The sequence below is a fragment of the Enterobacter sp. GER_MD16_1505_Eko_090 genome (assembly GCF_003331015.1).
Classification (GTDB): Bacteria; Pseudomonadota; Gammaproteobacteria; order Enterobacterales; family Enterobacteriaceae; genus Enterobacter; species Enterobacter roggenkampii.
Map to the genome: position 1 here is coordinate 125,619 of NZ_PUQF01000001.1, position 15,583 is coordinate 141,201.

Annotated in this window: 14 protein-coding genes and 1 other RNA gene; 12 read left to right on the top strand and 3 right to left on the bottom strand. The window is 58.6% G+C overall.

All coding sequences use genetic code 11. The features are described 5' to 3' along the window. The first annotated feature begins 94 nt into the window (after nt 1-94). The 5 genes from C6A40_RS00590 (at nt 95) to amtB (ending at nt 6,014) form a co-directional block, all read left to right on the top strand. On the top strand, nt 95-553 hold the full coding sequence (locus C6A40_RS00590; protein ID WP_008503307.1) for an Lrp/AsnC family transcriptional regulator: 459 nt from the start codon (nt 95-97) through the stop codon (nt 551-553). A gap of 30 nt (nt 554-583) precedes the next feature. Beyond that, nucleotides 584-2,356 (top strand): SmdA family multidrug ABC transporter permease/ATP-binding protein, encoded by a 1,773-nt coding sequence (locus C6A40_RS00595; RefSeq protein ID WP_045335399.1) that lies wholly within the window; start codon nt 584-586, stop codon nt 2,354-2,356. Next, nucleotides 2,349-4,130, top strand: a complete 1,782-nt coding sequence (locus C6A40_RS00600; RefSeq protein ID WP_032674264.1) for a SmdB family multidrug efflux ABC transporter permease/ATP-binding protein — start codon at nt 2,349-2,351, stop codon at nt 4,128-4,130. Before C6A40_RS00595 ends, C6A40_RS00600 begins: the two co-directional genes overlap by 8 nt. Before the next feature lie 220 nt (nt 4,131-4,350). After that, nucleotides 4,351-4,689 (top strand): P-II family nitrogen regulator, encoded by a 339-nt coding sequence (gene glnK, locus C6A40_RS00605; protein ID WP_008503304.1) that lies wholly within the window; start codon nt 4,351-4,353, stop codon nt 4,687-4,689. 35 nt (nt 4,690-4,724) lie between these two features. Beyond that, nucleotides 4,725-6,014: an ammonium transporter AmtB gene (gene amtB, locus C6A40_RS00610; RefSeq protein ID WP_008503303.1), complete on the top strand. Its 1,290-nt coding sequence runs from the start codon at nt 4,725-4,727 to the stop codon at nt 6,012-6,014. Nucleotides 6,015-6,109: 95 nt separating this feature from the next. Here amtB and tesB read toward each other — a convergent pair whose 3' ends face one another. Beyond that, on the bottom strand, nt 6,110-6,970 hold the full coding sequence (gene tesB / locus C6A40_RS00620) for an acyl-CoA thioesterase II (RefSeq protein WP_023293157.1): 861 nt from the start codon (nt 6,968-6,970) through the stop codon (nt 6,110-6,112). A 200-nt stretch (nt 6,971-7,170) separates the two neighbouring features. On the opposite strand from tesB, the gene C6A40_RS00625 reads away from it, so the two are divergent. Next, a complete protein-coding gene (locus C6A40_RS00625; protein ID WP_008503301.1) occupies nt 7,171-7,698 on the top strand; it encodes a YbaY family lipoprotein in 528 nt (175 codons plus the stop codon). Between the two features lie 32 nt (nt 7,699-7,730). On the opposite strand, the gene C6A40_RS00630 is transcribed toward C6A40_RS00625, so the two are convergent. Then, nucleotides 7,731-8,075 carry an MGMT family protein gene (locus tag C6A40_RS00630; protein ID WP_031275060.1) on the bottom strand — a complete coding sequence of 115 codons (345 nt, stop codon included), beginning with the start codon at nt 8,073-8,075 and terminating at the stop codon, nt 7,731-7,733. A 137-nt stretch (nt 8,076-8,212) separates the two neighbouring features. Between C6A40_RS00630 and ffs the strand changes: the two genes are divergently transcribed. From ffs to C6A40_RS00645, 3 genes are all read left to right on the top strand, one after another. Further along, nucleotides 8,213-8,309, top strand: an RNA gene (gene ffs / locus C6A40_RS00635) — signal recognition particle sRNA small type. A gap of 262 nt (nt 8,310-8,571) precedes the next feature. Continuing rightward, the gene (locus tag C6A40_RS00640; protein ID WP_021241644.1) at nt 8,572-8,823 is read left to right on the top strand and encodes a hypothetical protein; all 252 of its coding nucleotides are present in this window, start codon (nt 8,572-8,574) and stop codon (nt 8,821-8,823) included. Further along, on the top strand, nt 8,820-9,035 hold the full coding sequence (locus tag C6A40_RS00645; RefSeq protein ID WP_008503298.1) for a hypothetical protein: 216 nt from the start codon (nt 8,820-8,822) through the stop codon (nt 9,033-9,035). The genes C6A40_RS00640 and C6A40_RS00645 overlap by 4 nt, the downstream gene beginning before the upstream one ends. 83 nt (nt 9,036-9,118) lie before the next feature. Here the strand turns inward: C6A40_RS00645 and yczR are convergent, their stop codons facing one another. Then, a complete protein-coding gene (gene yczR / locus C6A40_RS00650; protein ID WP_045335400.1) occupies nt 9,119-10,540 on the bottom strand; it encodes a MocR-like transcription factor YczR in 1,422 nt (473 codons plus the stop codon). An 86-nt stretch (nt 10,541-10,626) separates the two neighbouring features. Here yczR and yczE point away from each other — a divergent pair, with 86 nt between their 5' ends. The 3 genes from yczE to C6A40_RS00665 all read left to right on the top strand — a co-directional run bounded on the left by yczE (nt 10,627) and on the right by C6A40_RS00665 (nt 15,580). Then, nucleotides 10,627-11,238 carry a membrane protein YczE gene (yczE, locus tag C6A40_RS00655; protein ID WP_021241642.1) on the top strand — a complete coding sequence of 204 codons (612 nt, stop codon included), beginning with the start codon at nt 10,627-10,629 and terminating at the stop codon, nt 11,236-11,238. 78 nt (nt 11,239-11,316) lie between these two features. Beyond that, nucleotides 11,317-12,387 carry a LacI family DNA-binding transcriptional regulator gene (locus tag C6A40_RS00660; protein ID WP_045335401.1) on the top strand — a complete coding sequence of 357 codons (1,071 nt, stop codon included), beginning with the start codon at nt 11,317-11,319 and terminating at the stop codon, nt 12,385-12,387. 103 nt (nt 12,388-12,490) lie between these two features. Continuing rightward, complete coding sequence (locus C6A40_RS00665) at nt 12,491-15,580, top strand: beta-galactosidase (RefSeq protein WP_045335402.1); 3,090 nt, start codon at nt 12,491-12,493, stop codon at nt 15,578-15,580. The last annotated feature ends 3 nt before the right edge of the window (nt 15,581-15,583 follow it).

Consider the following 15,583-nt stretch of genomic DNA (forward strand, 5'->3'; position numbering starts at 1 on the left):
TTGTGCCTAGCATAGCGAAAAGCACAGAAAAAATTGTTGCTATCTGGCCTTTAAAATAGAATTAAGGGAGAAAAATTTTCTCTGTGAGGTGGGTATGCTAGATAAAATTGACCGCAAGCTCCTTTCATTGCTGCAAAGTGACTGTACCCTCTCTTTGCAGGCGCTGGCAGATGCCGTTAATCTGACCACCACCCCGTGCTGGAAGCGGCTTAAGAAGCTGGAAGATGACGGTATTCTGCTGGGGCGCGTCGCGCTGTTAGATCCTGAAAAACTGGGGCTTGGGTTGACGGCATTTGTGCTGATAAAAACCCAGCATCACAGCAGCGAGTGGTATTGCCGCTTCGTTACCCAGGTGTCTGAGATGCCCGAAGTGCTCGGTTTCTGGCGTATGGCCGGCGAGTACGATTACCTGATGCGCGTCCAGGTGGCCGACATGAAGCGTTATGATGACTTCTACAAGCGGCTGGTGAACAGCGTGCCGGGGTTATCGGACGTCACCTCAAGCTTCGCCATGGAACAGATTAAATACACCACAGCATTACCCATTGAATAACTTCGTAAAATACCTTCAGGAACAAACCGCGTGCGATTATTTGCCCAATTAAGCTGGTACTTTCGTCGGGAGTGGCAACGCTACCTCGGTGCAGTCGCCCTGCTTATTATCATTGCTATCCTGCAGCTGATCCCGCCGAAAGTGGTGGGCTACGTCGTGGATGGCGTCACCGAACAGCATTACACCACCGCACGGGTGTTGATGTGGGTTGGCACGCTGGTGCTGACGGCGGTCATTGTTTATCTGCTGCGCTACGTCTGGCGCGTGCTGCTGTTTGGTGCGTCCTATCAGCTGGCCGTTGAGCTGCGTGAAGATTTTTATCGCCAGCTGAGTCGACAGCATCCCGAATTTTATCTGCGCCATCGCACCGGGGATCTTATCGCGCGCGCGACTAACGACGTCGATCGCGTGGTCTTTGCCGCCGGGGAAGGGGTGCTGACGCTGGTGGACTCGCTGGTAATGGGCTGCGCGGTGCTGATCGTCATGTCCACGCAGATCAGCTGGCAGCTGACTCTGCTGGCGCTGCTGCCGATGCCGCTCATGGCGCTGGCGATCAATCGCTACGGCGAACAGCTGCACGAGCGCTTCAAGCTGGCGCAGGCGGCGTTTTCGTCGCTGAACGATCGCACCCAGGAGAGCATGACCAGCATCCGCATGATCAAAGCGTTTGGTCTGGAAGACCGGCAGTCCGCGCTGTTTGCCGCCGATGCGGCCGACACGGGGGCGAAAAACATGCGCGTCGCGCGTATTGACGCGCGATTTGATCCAACGATTTATATCGCAATCGGCATGGCAAATATGCTGGCGATTGGCGGCGGGAGCTGGATGGTGGTGCAGGGCACGCTCACCCTGGGCCAGTTGACCAGCTTTGCCATGTATCTGGGGCTGATGATCTGGCCGATGCTGGCGCTGGCCTGGATGTTTAACATCGTGGAGCGCGGCAGCGCCGCCTACAGCCGTATTCGCGCCATGCTGGCCGAAGCGCCGGTGGTCAATGACGGCAGCGAAGCGTTGCCGGAAGGACGCGGCGTCATGAAAGTCGACGTCCGCAAGTTTATCTATCCGCAAACGGAACATCCGGTACTGGAGAACGTCAGTTTTACCCTTCAGCCGGGCCAGATGCTCGGCATCTGCGGCCCGACGGGATCCGGTAAAAGTACCGTGCTGTCGCTGCTCCAGCGCCACTTTGACGTCACCGAGGGCGATATTCGCTTCCATGATATTCCGCTCACCAGCCTGCTGCTGGATGAGTGGCGTGGTCGCCTGGCGGTTGTCAGCCAGACGCCGTTTCTTTTTTCTGACACCGTGGCGAACAACATCGCGCTTGGGTGCCCTGCGGCAACGCAGGAAGAGATCGAGCATGTGGCGCGTTTGGCCAGCGTGCATGATGACATTTTGCGCCTGCCGCAGGGCTACGAAACGGAAGTCGGGGAACGCGGCGTCATGCTGTCCGGCGGGCAAAAACAGCGTATCTCCATTGCCCGCGCCCTGCTGCTCAATGCGGAAATCCTGATTCTGGACGATGCGCTCTCCGCCGTGGACGGCCGTACCGAGCATCAGATCCTGCATAACCTGCGCCAGTGGGGCGACGGACGCACGATAATTATCAGTGCCCACCGTTTGTCAGCGCTTACCGAAGCCAGCGAAATTCTGGTTTTGCAGCACGGCCATATTGCCCAGCGCGGGCAGCATGAAACGCTTAGCGAGCAGCCGGGCTGGTATCGCGATATGTACCGCTATCAGCAGCTTGAGGCGGCGCTGGACGATGCGCCGGAGCAGGATGAGGAGGCCGCCAATGCGTAAGCTTGGAACGATGTGGCCGACGCTCAAACGTCTGCTGGCCTACGGCTCGCCGTGGCGTAAACCGCTCTCCGTTGCTGTGCTTTTACTCTGGATTGCGGCGATTGCCGAAGTGAGCGGACCGCTGCTCATCAGCTATTTCATCGACAATATGGTCGCCAAAAGCTACCTGCCGCTCGGGCTGGTGGCGGGGTTAGGCGTGGCCTACGTTGGGTTGCAGCTGGCGGCGGCAGGGCTGCACTATGCGCAGTCGCTGCTGTTTAACCGTGCCGCCGTGGGCGTGGTTCAGCAGTTGCGTACCGATGTGATGGACGCGGCGCTTCGCCAGCCGCTCAGCGAATTTGATACCCAGCCGGTCGGGCAGGTGATTTCGCGCGTGACCAACGATACCGAGGTGATCCGCGATCTGTACGTCACCGTGGTGGCAACCGTGCTGCGCAGCGCGGCGCTGATTGGCGCGATGCTGGTGGCAATGTTCAGCCTCGACTGGCGCATGGCGCTGGTGGCGATAACGATCTTCCCGGCGGTACTGATCGTCATGGTGATTTACCAGCGTTACAGCACGCCAATTGTGCGCCGGGTGCGCGCCTATCTGGCCGATATCAACGATGGCTTCAACGAAGTGATCAACGGCATGAGCGTCATCCAGCAGTTCCGCCAGCAGGCGCGCTTTGGCGAGCGCATGGGCGAAGCCAGCCGTTCACACTATATGGCGCGTATGCAGACGCTGCGCCTGGACGGTTTCCTGCTGCGACCGCTGCTGAGCCTGTTCTCGGCGCTGGTGCTTTGCGGGCTGCTGATGCTCTTTGGCCTGAGCGCAAACGGTACGATTGAAGTGGGCGTGCTGTACGCTTTCATTAGCTATCTGGGACGCCTTAACGAGCCGCTGATCGAACTCACTACGCAGCAATCGATGCTGCAACAGGCGGTTGTCGCCGGTGAGCGCGTCTTTGAGCTGATGGACAGGCCGCGCCAGGCCTACGGCAATGACGAGCGACCTCTGCAAAGCGGGGCTATCACCTTTGATAACGTCTCATTTGCCTATCGCGAAGACCGTCTGGTGTTGCAGGAGATTACGCTCGATGTGCCGTCACGCGGTTTCGTCGCGCTGGTGGGCCATACCGGCAGCGGTAAAAGCACGCTCGCCAGCCTGCTGATGGGCTACTATCCGGTCACGCAAGGCGAAATCCGCCTCGACGGACGTCCGCTCGCGTCGCTCAGCCACACAGTGTTACGCAAAGGCGTTGCGATGGTGCAGCAGGATCCGGTCGTGCTGGCCGATACCTTCTACGCCAACGTAACCCTGGGACGGGACTATTCAGAAGCGCAGGTTTGGGCGGTACTGGAAACGGTGCAGCTGGCAGAGCTGGCGCGCGGGTTCAGCGACGGGATCAACACGAAGCTGGGCGAGCAGGGCAACAATCTCTCCGTGGGGCAAAAACAGCTCCTGGCGCTGGCGCGCGTCCTGATTGAAACGCCGCAGGTGCTGATTCTGGACGAAGCCACGGCAAGCATAGATTCTGGAACCGAGCAGGCGATTCAGCAGGCGCTGGCCGCCGTACGCGACCACACGACGCTGGTGGTGATTGCTCACCGGCTCTCCACCATCGTCGACGCGGACACGATTCTGGTGCTGCATCGCGGACAGGCCGTGGAGCGCGGTACGCACCGCGAGCTGCTGGAAGCACAAGGGCGCTACTGGCAGATGTACCAGCTGCAGCTGGCGGGCGAAGAGCTGGCCGCCAGCGTGCGTGATGAAGAGTCCCTTAGCGCCTGATGCACTAAAATGAGGCGCCGCGCTAACAGTCATTCCTGTTGGTGCAAAACTGAAACGCACCCTGCACCGGCATGGTGCGTTTTTTTTCACCGGTTCATTTATCAGAACCGTGTAACGCACATCGCACCGCGATTCCCTCACGTTTTCATTTCTGGCACATCCCTTGCAATACCTTCCGCGTAAGCTGCGGCCATTACCGAATTCTGACTGGAGGGGAACTATGAAGCTGGTTACGGTTGTAATCAAACCATTCAAACTCGAAGACGTGCGTGAAGCATTGTCTTCAATGGGTATTCAGGGACTGACTGTCACCGAAGTGAAAGGCTTTGGTCGTCAGAAGGGTCATGCCGAGCTTTATCGCGGGGCGGAATACAGCGTTAACTTTCTGCCAAAAGTAAAAATTGATGTCGCGATTGCTGACGATCAGCTTGATGAAGTCATTGATGTCATTAGCAAAGCGGCCTACACCGGTAAAATTGGCGACGGCAAAATTTTCGTTGCCGAACTGCAGCGCGTCATTCGCATCCGTACCGGCGAATCTGACGAAGCGGCACTGTAATTAACGCCTGGCACACAGTGATAGGGATCAAGAAAATGAAGATAGCAACACTTAAAACGGGTCTGGGTTCGCTGGCGCTGCTGCCGGGCCTGGCGCTGGCTGCTGCCCCTGCGGTGGCCGACAAAGCCGATAACGCCTTTATGATGATCAGCACCGCGCTGGTGCTGTTCATGTCCATTCCGGGCATTGCGCTGTTCTACGGCGGTCTGATCCGTGGCAAAAACGTTCTCTCCATGCTGACGCAGGTTGCCGTGACGTTTGCACTGGTCTGCGTGCTTTGGGTGGTTTACGGTTACTCTCTGGCGTTCGGCACGGGTAACGCGTTCTTTGGTAACTTCGACTGGGTGATGCTGAAAAACATTGAACTGACCGCGCTGATGGGCAGCTTCTATCAGTATATTCACGTGGCGTTCCAGGGCTCGTTCGCCTGCATTACCGTCGGGCTGATTGTGGGCGCGCTCGCCGAGCGCATTCGTTTCTCTGCGGTCCTGATCTTCGTTGTGGTCTGGCTGACGCTCTCCTATGTGCCGATTGCGCACATGGTCTGGGGCGGTGGTCTGCTGGCCACGCACGGCGCGCTGGACTTCGCGGGCGGTACCGTTGTCCACATTAACGCCGCGGTCGCGGGTCTGGTGGGCGCTTATCTGATTGGCAAACGCGTGGGCTTCGGTAAAGAGGCGTTCAAACCGCACAACCTGCCGATGGTCTTTACCGGTACTGCGATCCTCTACTTTGGCTGGTTTGGCTTCAACGCCGGCTCAGCAAGTGCGGCCAACGAAATCGCCGCGCTGGCCTTCGTGAACACCGTTGTGGCCACGGCGGGTGCAATCCTCTCCTGGGTGTTTGGCGAGTGGGCGGTGCGCGGTAAACCTTCCCTGCTGGGTGCCTGTTCAGGTGCGATTGCCGGTCTGGTTGGTATCACCCCTGCGTGTGGTTATGTCGGTGTCGGCGGCGCGCTGCTGGTCGGCCTGGTGTCTGGTCTGGCGGGTCTGTGGGGCGTCACCGCACTGAAACGAGTTCTGCGCGTGGATGACCCTTGCGATGTGTTCGGCGTGCACGGCGTGTGCGGGATTGTCGGCTGTATCATGACCGGTATCTTCGCGGCGAAATCGCTCGGTGGCGTGGGCTACGCAGAAGGCGTCACTATGGTTCATCAGGTGCTGGTGCAGCTGGAAAGCATCGCTATCACCGTGGTGTGGTCTGCGGTCGTCGCTTTCATCGGCTACAAGCTGGCGGACATGACGGTGGGCCTGCGCGTACCGGAAGAGCAGGAACGCGAAGGTCTGGATGTGAACAGCCACGGCGAGAATGCGTATAACGCATGATCTGAGTGTCTTGCCGGGTGGCGGCTTCGCCTTACCCGGCCTACAACAGCACAAAACGTAGGCCCGGTAAGCGTCGCGCCACCGGGCTTTTTACATCAACCTCTGTTACGCATCACCCCTTCCTGCACCGTTGAAGCGACCAGCACGCCGTCCTGAGTATAAAACTCCCCACGCACAAACCCGCGGGCGCTGGATGCCGACGTACTCTCCACGCTGTAGAGCAGCCACTCGTTCATGTTGAAGGGACGGTGGAACCACATCGAGTGATCGATCGTCGCGACTTGCATCCCTTTTTCGAGGAAGCCGACGCCGTGCGGCTGCAGCGCCACCGGCAGGAAATTGAAGTCAGACGCATAGCCCAGCAGATACTGATGGACGCGGAAATCTTCCGGCACGGTGCCGTTGGCGCGGATCCACACCTGACGCTTTGGCTCGGCGGTGTGGCCTTTCATCGGGTTGTGGAACTCGACGGGGCGGATCTCAAGCGGCTTATCGCAGAGAAACTTCTCTTTAACCTGCGGCGGCAGCAGATGCGCCAATGCGCGAGCGATATCCGTTTCCGATTTAAGATCGTCCGGCGAGGGGGCAGGGGGCATGACCTTCTGATGCTCGTAGCCCGGCTCCGGTGCCTGGAAAGAGGCGGTCATGTAAAAGATCGGCTTACCGTTCTGGATGGCCGCGACGCGGCGCGCGCTGAAGCTGTTGCCGTCTCGCAGAACTTCAACGTCATACACGATGGGTTTGGCGCTATCGCCAGGGCGTAAAAAGTAGCTGTGGAATGAATGCACCAGACGGTCTGCCGGGACAGTCTCCTTTGCAGCGTACAGCGCTTGTCCGACGACTTGCCCACCGAAGACCTGGCGTAAGCCGAGATCTTCGCTCTGTCCGCGAAAGAGTCCTTCCTCAATTTTTTCCAGATTCAGTAATGTCAGCAGATTGTTCAGTGCCTGACTCATAGTTGTCCTCAATAAACGCCGTAGCGAAAGATAGGCAGAGTATAACGCAGAAATGAAAGTGGTCCGATGGGTAGAATAATCTGAATATCGGGATGATTTCAGGCATTAATCAGTGAGTTGTGCCACACTTAAAAACGTTATGTGATTGAAACGACATCGGATGGGATCGATCCTGCTGGTGCATTGATAAGGAGACTTCAATGAAACTCGTGCCTATGCTAAGTGGTGTAGCGATTGCGGTGGCGTTGTCCGCCTGTGCCGGTAAGAGCGCCCAGGTGCCAGTGCCAGCAGCTGACCCGAACGGGATTAATACCCTTTCGCAGCAGTCCATTCAGCAGCCTAACGTTTCCGGTACCATCTGGATTAAACAGAAAGTTGCGTTGCCGCCGGATGCGGTATTAACGGTGACGCTGTCTGATGCTTCCCTGGCCGACGCGCCGTCGAAAGTCGTGGCCCAGCGTGCCGTCCGTACTGAAGGCAAACAGGCGCCGTTTAGCTTCGTGTTGCCGTATAACCCGTCGGACGTGCAGCCTAATGCCCGTATTCTGCTGAGCGCAGCGGTCACCATCAACGGTAAGCTGGTGTTTATCACCGATACGGTCCAGGAAGCGATTAACAACGGTGGAACCAAAATCGACCTGAACCTGGTGCCAGTACAGCAGACCGAAGTGCCGGTCGCACCGCAAACTAATCAGCCGTCTCTGCCAACCCCACCGACGCAGATGTAATGTGGTTATTCCCCTCTCCTTCGGGAGAGGGGTCAGTACACCCACCGGTACTTCTGTAAATCGATCTGACCCGACCCTGACACCTGCACCCCTTCTGAAAGTAACGCCTGACGCTGACGCTGGAGATCCGGCCCGGTGAGTGAGATGGCGCCATGACGGTTCACCACCCGATGCCAGGGCAACGTACTGCCTTCCGGCAGCCGTTTCAGGACGCCTCCAACCTGTCGCGCCGCGCGCGGGGAACCGGCCAGGCGCGCGACATCACCATAGGTGGTGACATAGCCTTCCGGGATTGAAGCCACGATTTGCCATACGCGCTGTGGAAAAGAGTCCTGCTCGTCCATACCTTCACCTGCGGGGAGTTTCTGGAGAGCCATGGTAAACGAAGATCGCCCTGATTGCTGCGCCTGTTTGCGCAAGAAACCAGCATCCGGTTCCTGGCGGCTTGCAATTGGGCCTTCGCACAGGGATAATGCGCCAGCGCGTTGGTTATCAACGCTCTCAATGGGGGCTCTGTTGGTTCTCCCGCAACGCTACTCTGTTCACCAGGTCAGGTCCGGAAGGAAGCAGCCAGGGCAGACGACGTGTGTGCCGGGATGTAGCTGGCAGGGCCCCCACCCATTTCTGAGCCTCTGCGTTCTTCCCTGATTTTTGCCTCTTCCCTGGACGTTATTCCATAATAAGATTATGCCTATAGCATGTAATATATATTTCATCGTGCTGAAATATTATTGTCATAAACTTGTAATAATAGTCGGGCATTTTATCGTTGGCCGTCTATTTTCTGGCATAACTCAAAAAAATATATATCTGGATAACATTGTTAACTTCGTGTATTAAATAAAGTACTTATTCCGAAGGGAAGTGACAAACATGGCTACAGCGGTATTAAACGTTAAGATTGATGACGCGCTAAAAGAAAGGCTTCGCCACTATGCGGAAGTGAATAACGAGAATTTAAGCGTGACGACAGAGAAACTGCTGCTGCTGGCGTTCGAGGCAGTAGAAGAGGCGGGAGTATCGGAAGAGGATATTGATAATCAGCATACGGAAGAAGAGAATGTTTCTCCATTTACTCCTAAAGAAATCAAGGCTCTACGTAAACTTCTGAAGAAGAGAAAATGAAACAACAACTGTCAACTGCCAGTGACTACAAAGAGGCCTGCGATTTGTTGCGTTCAGGCTACGTGAAGCATGTACGTCTTGGCTGGAATGTCGGAAGTGATGAGTTCTTTCGTATTGCGTCGGACTGGTGTGATACTGGCGCAAAAATAAAGAAAGACGGTGAAAACTTCGTTATTTCACTGAAAGGGTTTCCTATTCCTGCTCAGCATTAATTCCGGACTGGTGAAAACTGCTGACTGTATCCATGGCAGTCAGCAGTTTTTATTTTTTATGATCGGCTTCAAACTTTTTGCTATTAAATCACGCTGCGTTTTACAGGTGGCACGTTTTTATTCAGGGCGAGCCATAACGGTTTAATCCTCAGCAGCGCCTGTTCAAGTTCTGTCGGCTCGAGCGAGAAGGGCATCCGCAAATAGCGGTCAAACGCACCCGATAAACCAAACCGCGTACCGGTCCCCAGATTTATCCCCAGAATCTCAGCCCGCGCGGCAAGCTGCGTCGCCAGCATGCCGGGAAGCTCAATCCAGTATGAGAGCCCGCCCTCTGCTTCATGGAATGTCCACTCCGGGAAATGTTCACGCAGCAGTTCACCGCATCGATCGCGTCGTTCCGCCAGCATTTTGCGGCGTGCAGGTAGAAACGTCTCGCTGTTGTTGATGAGCCACAGCGCCGCTAGCTGTTCCAGCAGCGGCGAGCCTAAATCCAGCGTATCGCGCGTCTGGGCAAGCGTGGCGATCGTGCGCGAGGACGCGCGGATCCAGCCGAGACGCAGCCCGCCCCAGAAGCTTTTTCCGGCAGAACCTAAGGTGATGACGGTGGCCTGCGGGTTAAAGGAGGCCAGCGGGGGCGGAGGAGGGGCGTCAAACCAGAGATCCACCATCGTTTCATCCACCACCAGCGTCGTACGGGTTTGCGCAGCAATGTCGGTAATGGCCTGACGGGTCGCGACATCCATACAGCGCCCGGTGGGGTTATGAAAATCAGGCATCAGGTACGCCAGGCGCGGCGCGGTTTGGGCAAGCGTGGCGGCGAAACCGTCCGTATCCCAGCCCTTTTCCGGCAGCGACACCCCCACGGGCCGACACTGCGCGCCCTGAATGGCGGCAATCGCCAGCGGATAGGTGGGGTGATCGACCACGACGCGATCCCCGGGCCCGGTCATCATCCGCAGGACCAGCGCGAAGCCGCTGACGGCGCCATTGACCACCATTACTTCGTCCGCGCGGGTGGGAAGGCCCCGCGCGGTGTAGCGCGCAGCGATGGCCTCCCGCAGCGTCGGGAGCCCTAGCTGATCGTAACCCGTCAGCGCGAGGTGCTGCGTAATGGCCGTGAGCGCGTGGGTATACGCCTGGTGGATTTCCGGCCCGGCATTGAGGGCGGCAGTGGAGAGATCCAGTGCGGCACTCGCCGCGGAAAGCGTGGGAACGGCGCGCGTATCCGGGAGGATCACGCGTGACCCGCTGCCGTGGCGGCTCTCAAGATATCCCTCCTCGCGCAGATGGGCGAGGGCGCTGCTGATGGTGGTCCGGCTTACGTCCAGCGCCGTGGCCAGCTCGCGCTCTCCCGGTAGCCGTGTATTCAATGCCAGACGTCCGTCAAGGATTAACAGGCGCAGCGCATTGGCCAGCTGCCGCCAGAGCGGCGTGCGGGATGAGGTTTGCTGCCAGTGGCCTAAAAGGCGAACCAGCGACTGGCTTCCGAAGCGACGTGACGACATATGCAGTCCACTATTTGAAAACTGGACATTAATCATAGTGCCATTTTAGGCCAGGATGAAAGCCTGGTTCACTGGAGAAGATAAAAATGGTACGTCGTCTGCTACAACTCTATGTCGGTTTAGGACTGTATGGCCTGTCCACCGCGATGTTTATTCGTTCCGATTTGGGTGTCGATCCCTGGGATGTTTTTCACCTTGGGGTGGGGATACAGCTGGGGATGACTATCGGGACGGTGATCATTTTAACCGGTGCTGCGGTGCTGCTGCTGTGGATCCCCCTGCGCCAGATGCCGGGCCTGGGCACCATCAGCAACGTGATTTGTATCGGTCTGGCGGCGGATGCCAGCATGGCGCTTATCCCGGAACTGGACTCGTTACCTGTGCGCATCGCTTTCCTGGTGTCGGGCATCGTGATGAACGCGATTGCGACCAGCATGTACATCGGCGCCGGTTTTGGGCCAGGCCCGCGCGACGGCCTGATGACCGGCATTCATGCCCGGCTGGGATGGTCCATTCGCAGCGTGCGTACCTCCATTGAGGTCTCCGTCCTGCTGATTGGGTGCGTGCTTGGCGGCACGTTTGGGGTGGGAACGGTAGTATACGCCCTGACCATTGGCCCACTTATCCAGCTCTGTCTGCCCTGGTTCCGCCAGAAGCCGAGCGTTGCTGAAATCGCGCAGCCGGAGCGGGTTGTTTAATTTTGCGAAGCGCTCACATGTTTTAACGGCGTCGCTGTGCCACAATAATGGGCCCCGACTCACGCGATGCCACAATGCATGAAAGCTATCACTCTCTATGATGTCGCCCTCCTTGCGGGGGTTTCTTATCAGACCGTCTCTCGCGTCATTAACGACGCGGAGCATGTGTCTGCCCGTACCCGGGAAAAGGTTCAGCAGGCGATGGCGGAGCTGCACTACGTGCCTAACCTGCGGGCACAGCAGTTGGCGGGTAAACGCACCCGCACGCTGGGACTCATCACCACCGATCTGGCCCTGCATGCGCCCTCGCAAATTGTGTCGGCGGTAAAATCCCGTGCGGCGGAGCAGGGGGCGAGCGTCCTTATCTCCATGGTGGAGCAACCGCAGCAGTGTCAGGCCGCGCTACAGGCGCTGCTGGCACAGCGGGTTGACGCGCTGCTGGTGAATGTTCCGCTTGATGATGAACACGCCGAACAGCTGAGGGCGCTGGCGTCGCCCGTTCCGGTGCTTTTTCTTGATGTCTCGCCTTCAGCACAGGTAAACAGTCTTGTGTTTAACGCCGGGCAGGGCGCGCATCTGGGCGTTGAGCATCTGCTTTCGCTGGGGCATCAGCATATTGCTCTGCTGAGCGGGCCGGAAAGCTCGGTCTCTGCTCGGGCGCGTCTGGCGGGATGGAAAGCCGCTCTGGCCCGCGCGGGGCATGACGCCACTGCGGTGGCCTACGGAGACTGGAGCGCGGCCAGCGGTTATGAGAAAGGACATGTGCTGCTGTCGGGTACCGCATTGCCGGATGCCATTCTGGTGGCGAACGATCAAATGGCGCTGGGGGTGATGCGCGCCTGTGCTGAAAAGGGGATCGCGATCCCGGGCCAGATGTCGGTGGTCGGGTTCGACGATACGGCTGACAGCGCCTGGTTTTCCCCGCCGCTGACGACCATTCGCCAGGCATTTCGCGAGGCGGGCGAGCGCAGCGTGGAGTGGCTGCTGGCCCCCACCGAAGGCGAGACGTGCTGGCAGGTTCAGCTGCCGGTGACGCTGGTTACCCGCCATTCCAGCGCGCGCCGCGCGCCGCAGCAGGCTGAACGCGAGGATCTGGCGCAGCAGCTCAGAAGCCTGGCTCTCCTGGCCGAGCAGCTTGTCCGCAAATAAGACTTTTGTGATCGGACTCGCTAGCCTGCGATTGAATGCTTTACCGTCGCAGAATGCCAGGGCATGTTAACCAAAATTGTGAGCGCTTCGCAAAGAGGTTACTATGTCCAACACATCCTCGCTGACCCTCAGCGACATCCTGGCCCGTCGGGACTGGGAAAACCCCGGCGTTACCCAGTGGAACCGCCTGCCCGCACACGCGCCGTTGCACAGCTGGCGTAATGAATCTTCCGCCAGAGATGACGCTGGATCTATCAGCAGGCGCTCTCTTAACGGGATGTGGCGATTTAGCTACTTTTCTGCACCCGAGCAGGTTCCTGAGGCATGGGTCAGCGAAGATTGCGCGGATGCCGTCGCGATGCCCGTGCCGTCGAACTGGCAGATGCAGGGGTTCGACACGCCCATCTATACCAATGTCACCTATCCCATTCCCGTTAACCCGCCTTTTGTGCCGCAGGAAAACCCGACAGGTTGTTACTCGCTCACATTTGACGTGGATGACGCCTGGCTTCAGCGCGGGCAAACCCGAATTATTTTTGACGGCGTGAACTCGGCATTCCATCTGTGGTGCAACGGGCAGTGGATAGGCTATTCCCAGGACAGTCGATTGCCCGCCGAGTTTGACCTCTCGGCGGCATTACGCCCCGGGCAGAACCGCCTGGCGGTCATGGTCTTGCGCTGGTGCGACGGCAGCTATCTGGAAGATCAGGACATGTGGCGCATGAGCGGCATTTTCCGCGATGTCTCCCTGCTGCATAAGCCGGAGACGCACATTGCGGATTATCACGTGGTCACCGATCTGAATGCGGAGCTGGACCGCGCGGTGCTGAAAGTCGACGTCGCGCTGGCAGGCGCAGACTACCCGGAATGCGAGGTGGCGATCACGCTGTGGCGCAACGGTGAGCGGTGTGGCAGTACTACCCAACGGCCCGGATCTGCCATTGTGGACGAGCGCGGCAACTGGGCCGAGCGGTTAACGGCGGCGATCCCGGTTACAGCCCCGGCGTTATGGAGTGCAGAAACCCCGGAACTCTATCGTCTGACGATCGCGCTTTTGGATGCGCAGGGCAACGTGCTGGAGACGGAAGCCTGCGATGTCGGCTTCCGCCGGATTGAAATCAGCAACGGCCTGCTGAAGCTCAACGGTAAACCGCTGCTGATCCGCGGGGTTAACCGGCACGAGCATCACCCGGAAAACGGCCAGGTGATGGACGAAGCGACGATGCGCCGCGATATCGAGATCATGAAGCAGCACAACTTCAACGCCGTGCGCTGCTCGCACTATCCGAACCATCCGCTGTGGTACCGGCTCTGCGATCGCTACGGGCTGTACGTCGTTGACGAGGCCAATATCGAAACCCATGGCATGGTGCCGATGAGCCGCCTTGCTGACGATCCGCGCTGGCTGCCCGCCATGAGCGAGCGCGTGACCCGCATGGTGCAGCGCGATCGTAATCATCCCTCAATTATCATCTGGTCGCTGGGCAATGAGTCCGGCCACGGCGCAAACCACGACGCGCTGTACCGCTGGCTGAAATCCACGGATCCGACGCGTCCGGTGCAGTATGAAGGCGGCGGCGCGAACACGGCGGCGACCGATATTGTCTGTCCGATGTATGCCCGGGTCGATCAGGATCAACCCTTCCCGGCGGTGCCTAAATGGTCAATCAAGAAATGGATCGGCATGCCGGATGAAACGCGTCCGCTGATCCTCTGCGAATACGCCCACGCGATGGGAAACAGCTTCGGCGGATTCGCGAAATACTGGCAGGCGTTTCGCAGCCATCCTCGCCTGCAGGGGGGATTTGTCTGGGACTGGGTCGATCAGGCATTAACGAAGAAAGACGAAAATGGCAACGCATTCTGGGCGTACGGCGGGGACTTTGGCGATAAGCCAAACGATCGGCAGTTCTGCCTCAACGGCCTGGTCTTCCCCGATCGCACGCCGCACCCGGCGCTGTTCGAGGCGCAGCGCGCGCAGCAGTTCTTCACCTTTACGCGGGTCAGCACCTCTCCGCTGGTGATTGAGGTGCAAAGCGGGTACCTGTTCCGCCATACCGATAACGAAGTGCTGAGCTGGACGGTTGCCCGAGATGGGAAGGTACTGGCTTCGGGCGAGGTGACGCTGGCGATAGCCCCTGAAGGCGTTCAGCGTCTGGAGATCGCTCTGCCGGAATTGAAAGCCGAGCCGGGGGAAGTCTGGCTGAATGTTGAAGTGCGCCAGCCGCGGGCAACGCCGTGGTCACCGGCTGACCATCGCTGCGCGTGGGAGCAGTGGCTGCTTCCGTCTCCGCTGTTTGTCACACCGTCAGCCTCTGCGGGCGAGCCGCCGGTTTTGACGCAAAACGACCGCATCCTGGCGATCGCGCATGGTCAACAGCGCTGGCAGTTCGATCGCGCAACCGGAAACCTGGCTCAATGGTGGCGAAATGGCGTGGAAACGCTGATATCGCCTCTGACGGATAACGTCAGCCGTGCGCCGCTGGACAATGATATTGGGGTGAGTGAAGCGACGAAGATCGATCCGAATGCCTGGGTTGAGCGCTGGAAAGCGGCGGGCATGTACGATCTCACCTCGCGCGTGCTGTACTGTGAGGCAGCGCAGCACGCAGACGAGGTGGTGGTCACAACCCAGCACGTGCTTGAGTATCGCGGCAACGCGCTGTTTCTGAGTCGTAAAACCTGGCGGGTGGACGATCGGGGAGTACTCCACGGCGATATTCAGGTGGATATTGCGTCTGATATCCCGGAACCCGCGCGCGTTGGCCTGAGCGTTCATCTCGCTGAAACGCCGGAAAACGTGTCCTGGCTGGGGCTGGGGCCGCATGAAAACTATCCGGACAGAACGCTGGCGGCACAGCAGGGGCGCTGGACATTACCCCTGGCGGAGATGCATACGCCGTATATCTTCCCGACGGAAAATGGTTTGCGCTGTGATACGCGGGAGCTGGCGCTGGGAACGCATCAGCTGAACGGCCGGTTCCATTTCTCGGTGAGCCGCTACGGCCAGCAGCAGCTGCGGGAGACAACCCATCACCATCTGCTGCGCGAAGAGCCGGGATGCTGGCTCAATCTCGATGCGTTCCATATGGGCGTGGGCGGCGACGACTCCTGGAGCCCCAGCGTCTCGCCGGAATTCCTCCTGCAGACACGCCAGCTTCGCTATACCTTCAGCTGGCAGCAGAACCCTTAACTG

Coding starts and splice junctions, on each gene's coding strand:
- C6A40_RS00590 (WP_008503307.1), top strand. CDS start 95: ATGCTAGATAAAATTGACCGCAAGCTCCTTTCATTGCTGCAAAGTGAC.
- C6A40_RS00600 (WP_032674264.1), top strand. CDS start 2,349: ATGCGTAAGCTTGGAACGATGTGGCCGACGCTCAAACGTCTGCTGGCC.
- glnK (WP_008503304.1), top strand. CDS start 4,351: ATGAAGCTGGTTACGGTTGTAATCAAACCATTCAAACTCGAAGACGTG.
- amtB (WP_008503303.1), top strand. CDS start 4,725: ATGAAGATAGCAACACTTAAAACGGGTCTGGGTTCGCTGGCGCTGCTG.
- tesB (WP_023293157.1), bottom strand. CDS start 6,970: ATGAGTCAGGCACTGAACAATCTGCTGACATTACTGAATCTGGAAAAA.
- C6A40_RS00625 (WP_008503301.1), top strand. CDS start 7,171: ATGAAACTCGTGCCTATGCTAAGTGGTGTAGCGATTGCGGTGGCGTTG.
- C6A40_RS00630 (WP_031275060.1), bottom strand. CDS start 8,075: ATGGCTCTCCAGAAACTCCCCGCAGGTGAAGGTATGGACGAGCAGGAC.
- C6A40_RS00640 (WP_021241644.1), top strand. CDS start 8,572: ATGGCTACAGCGGTATTAAACGTTAAGATTGATGACGCGCTAAAAGAA.
- C6A40_RS00645 (WP_008503298.1), top strand. CDS start 8,820: ATGAAACAACAACTGTCAACTGCCAGTGACTACAAAGAGGCCTGCGAT.
- yczR (WP_045335400.1), bottom strand. CDS start 10,540: ATGTCGTCACGTCGCTTCGGAAGCCAGTCGCTGGTTCGCCTTTTAGGC.
- yczE (WP_021241642.1), top strand. CDS start 10,627: ATGGTACGTCGTCTGCTACAACTCTATGTCGGTTTAGGACTGTATGGC.
- C6A40_RS00660 (WP_045335401.1), top strand. CDS start 11,317: ATGAAAGCTATCACTCTCTATGATGTCGCCCTCCTTGCGGGGGTTTCT.
- C6A40_RS00665 (WP_045335402.1), top strand. CDS start 12,491: ATGTCCAACACATCCTCGCTGACCCTCAGCGACATCCTGGCCCGTCGG.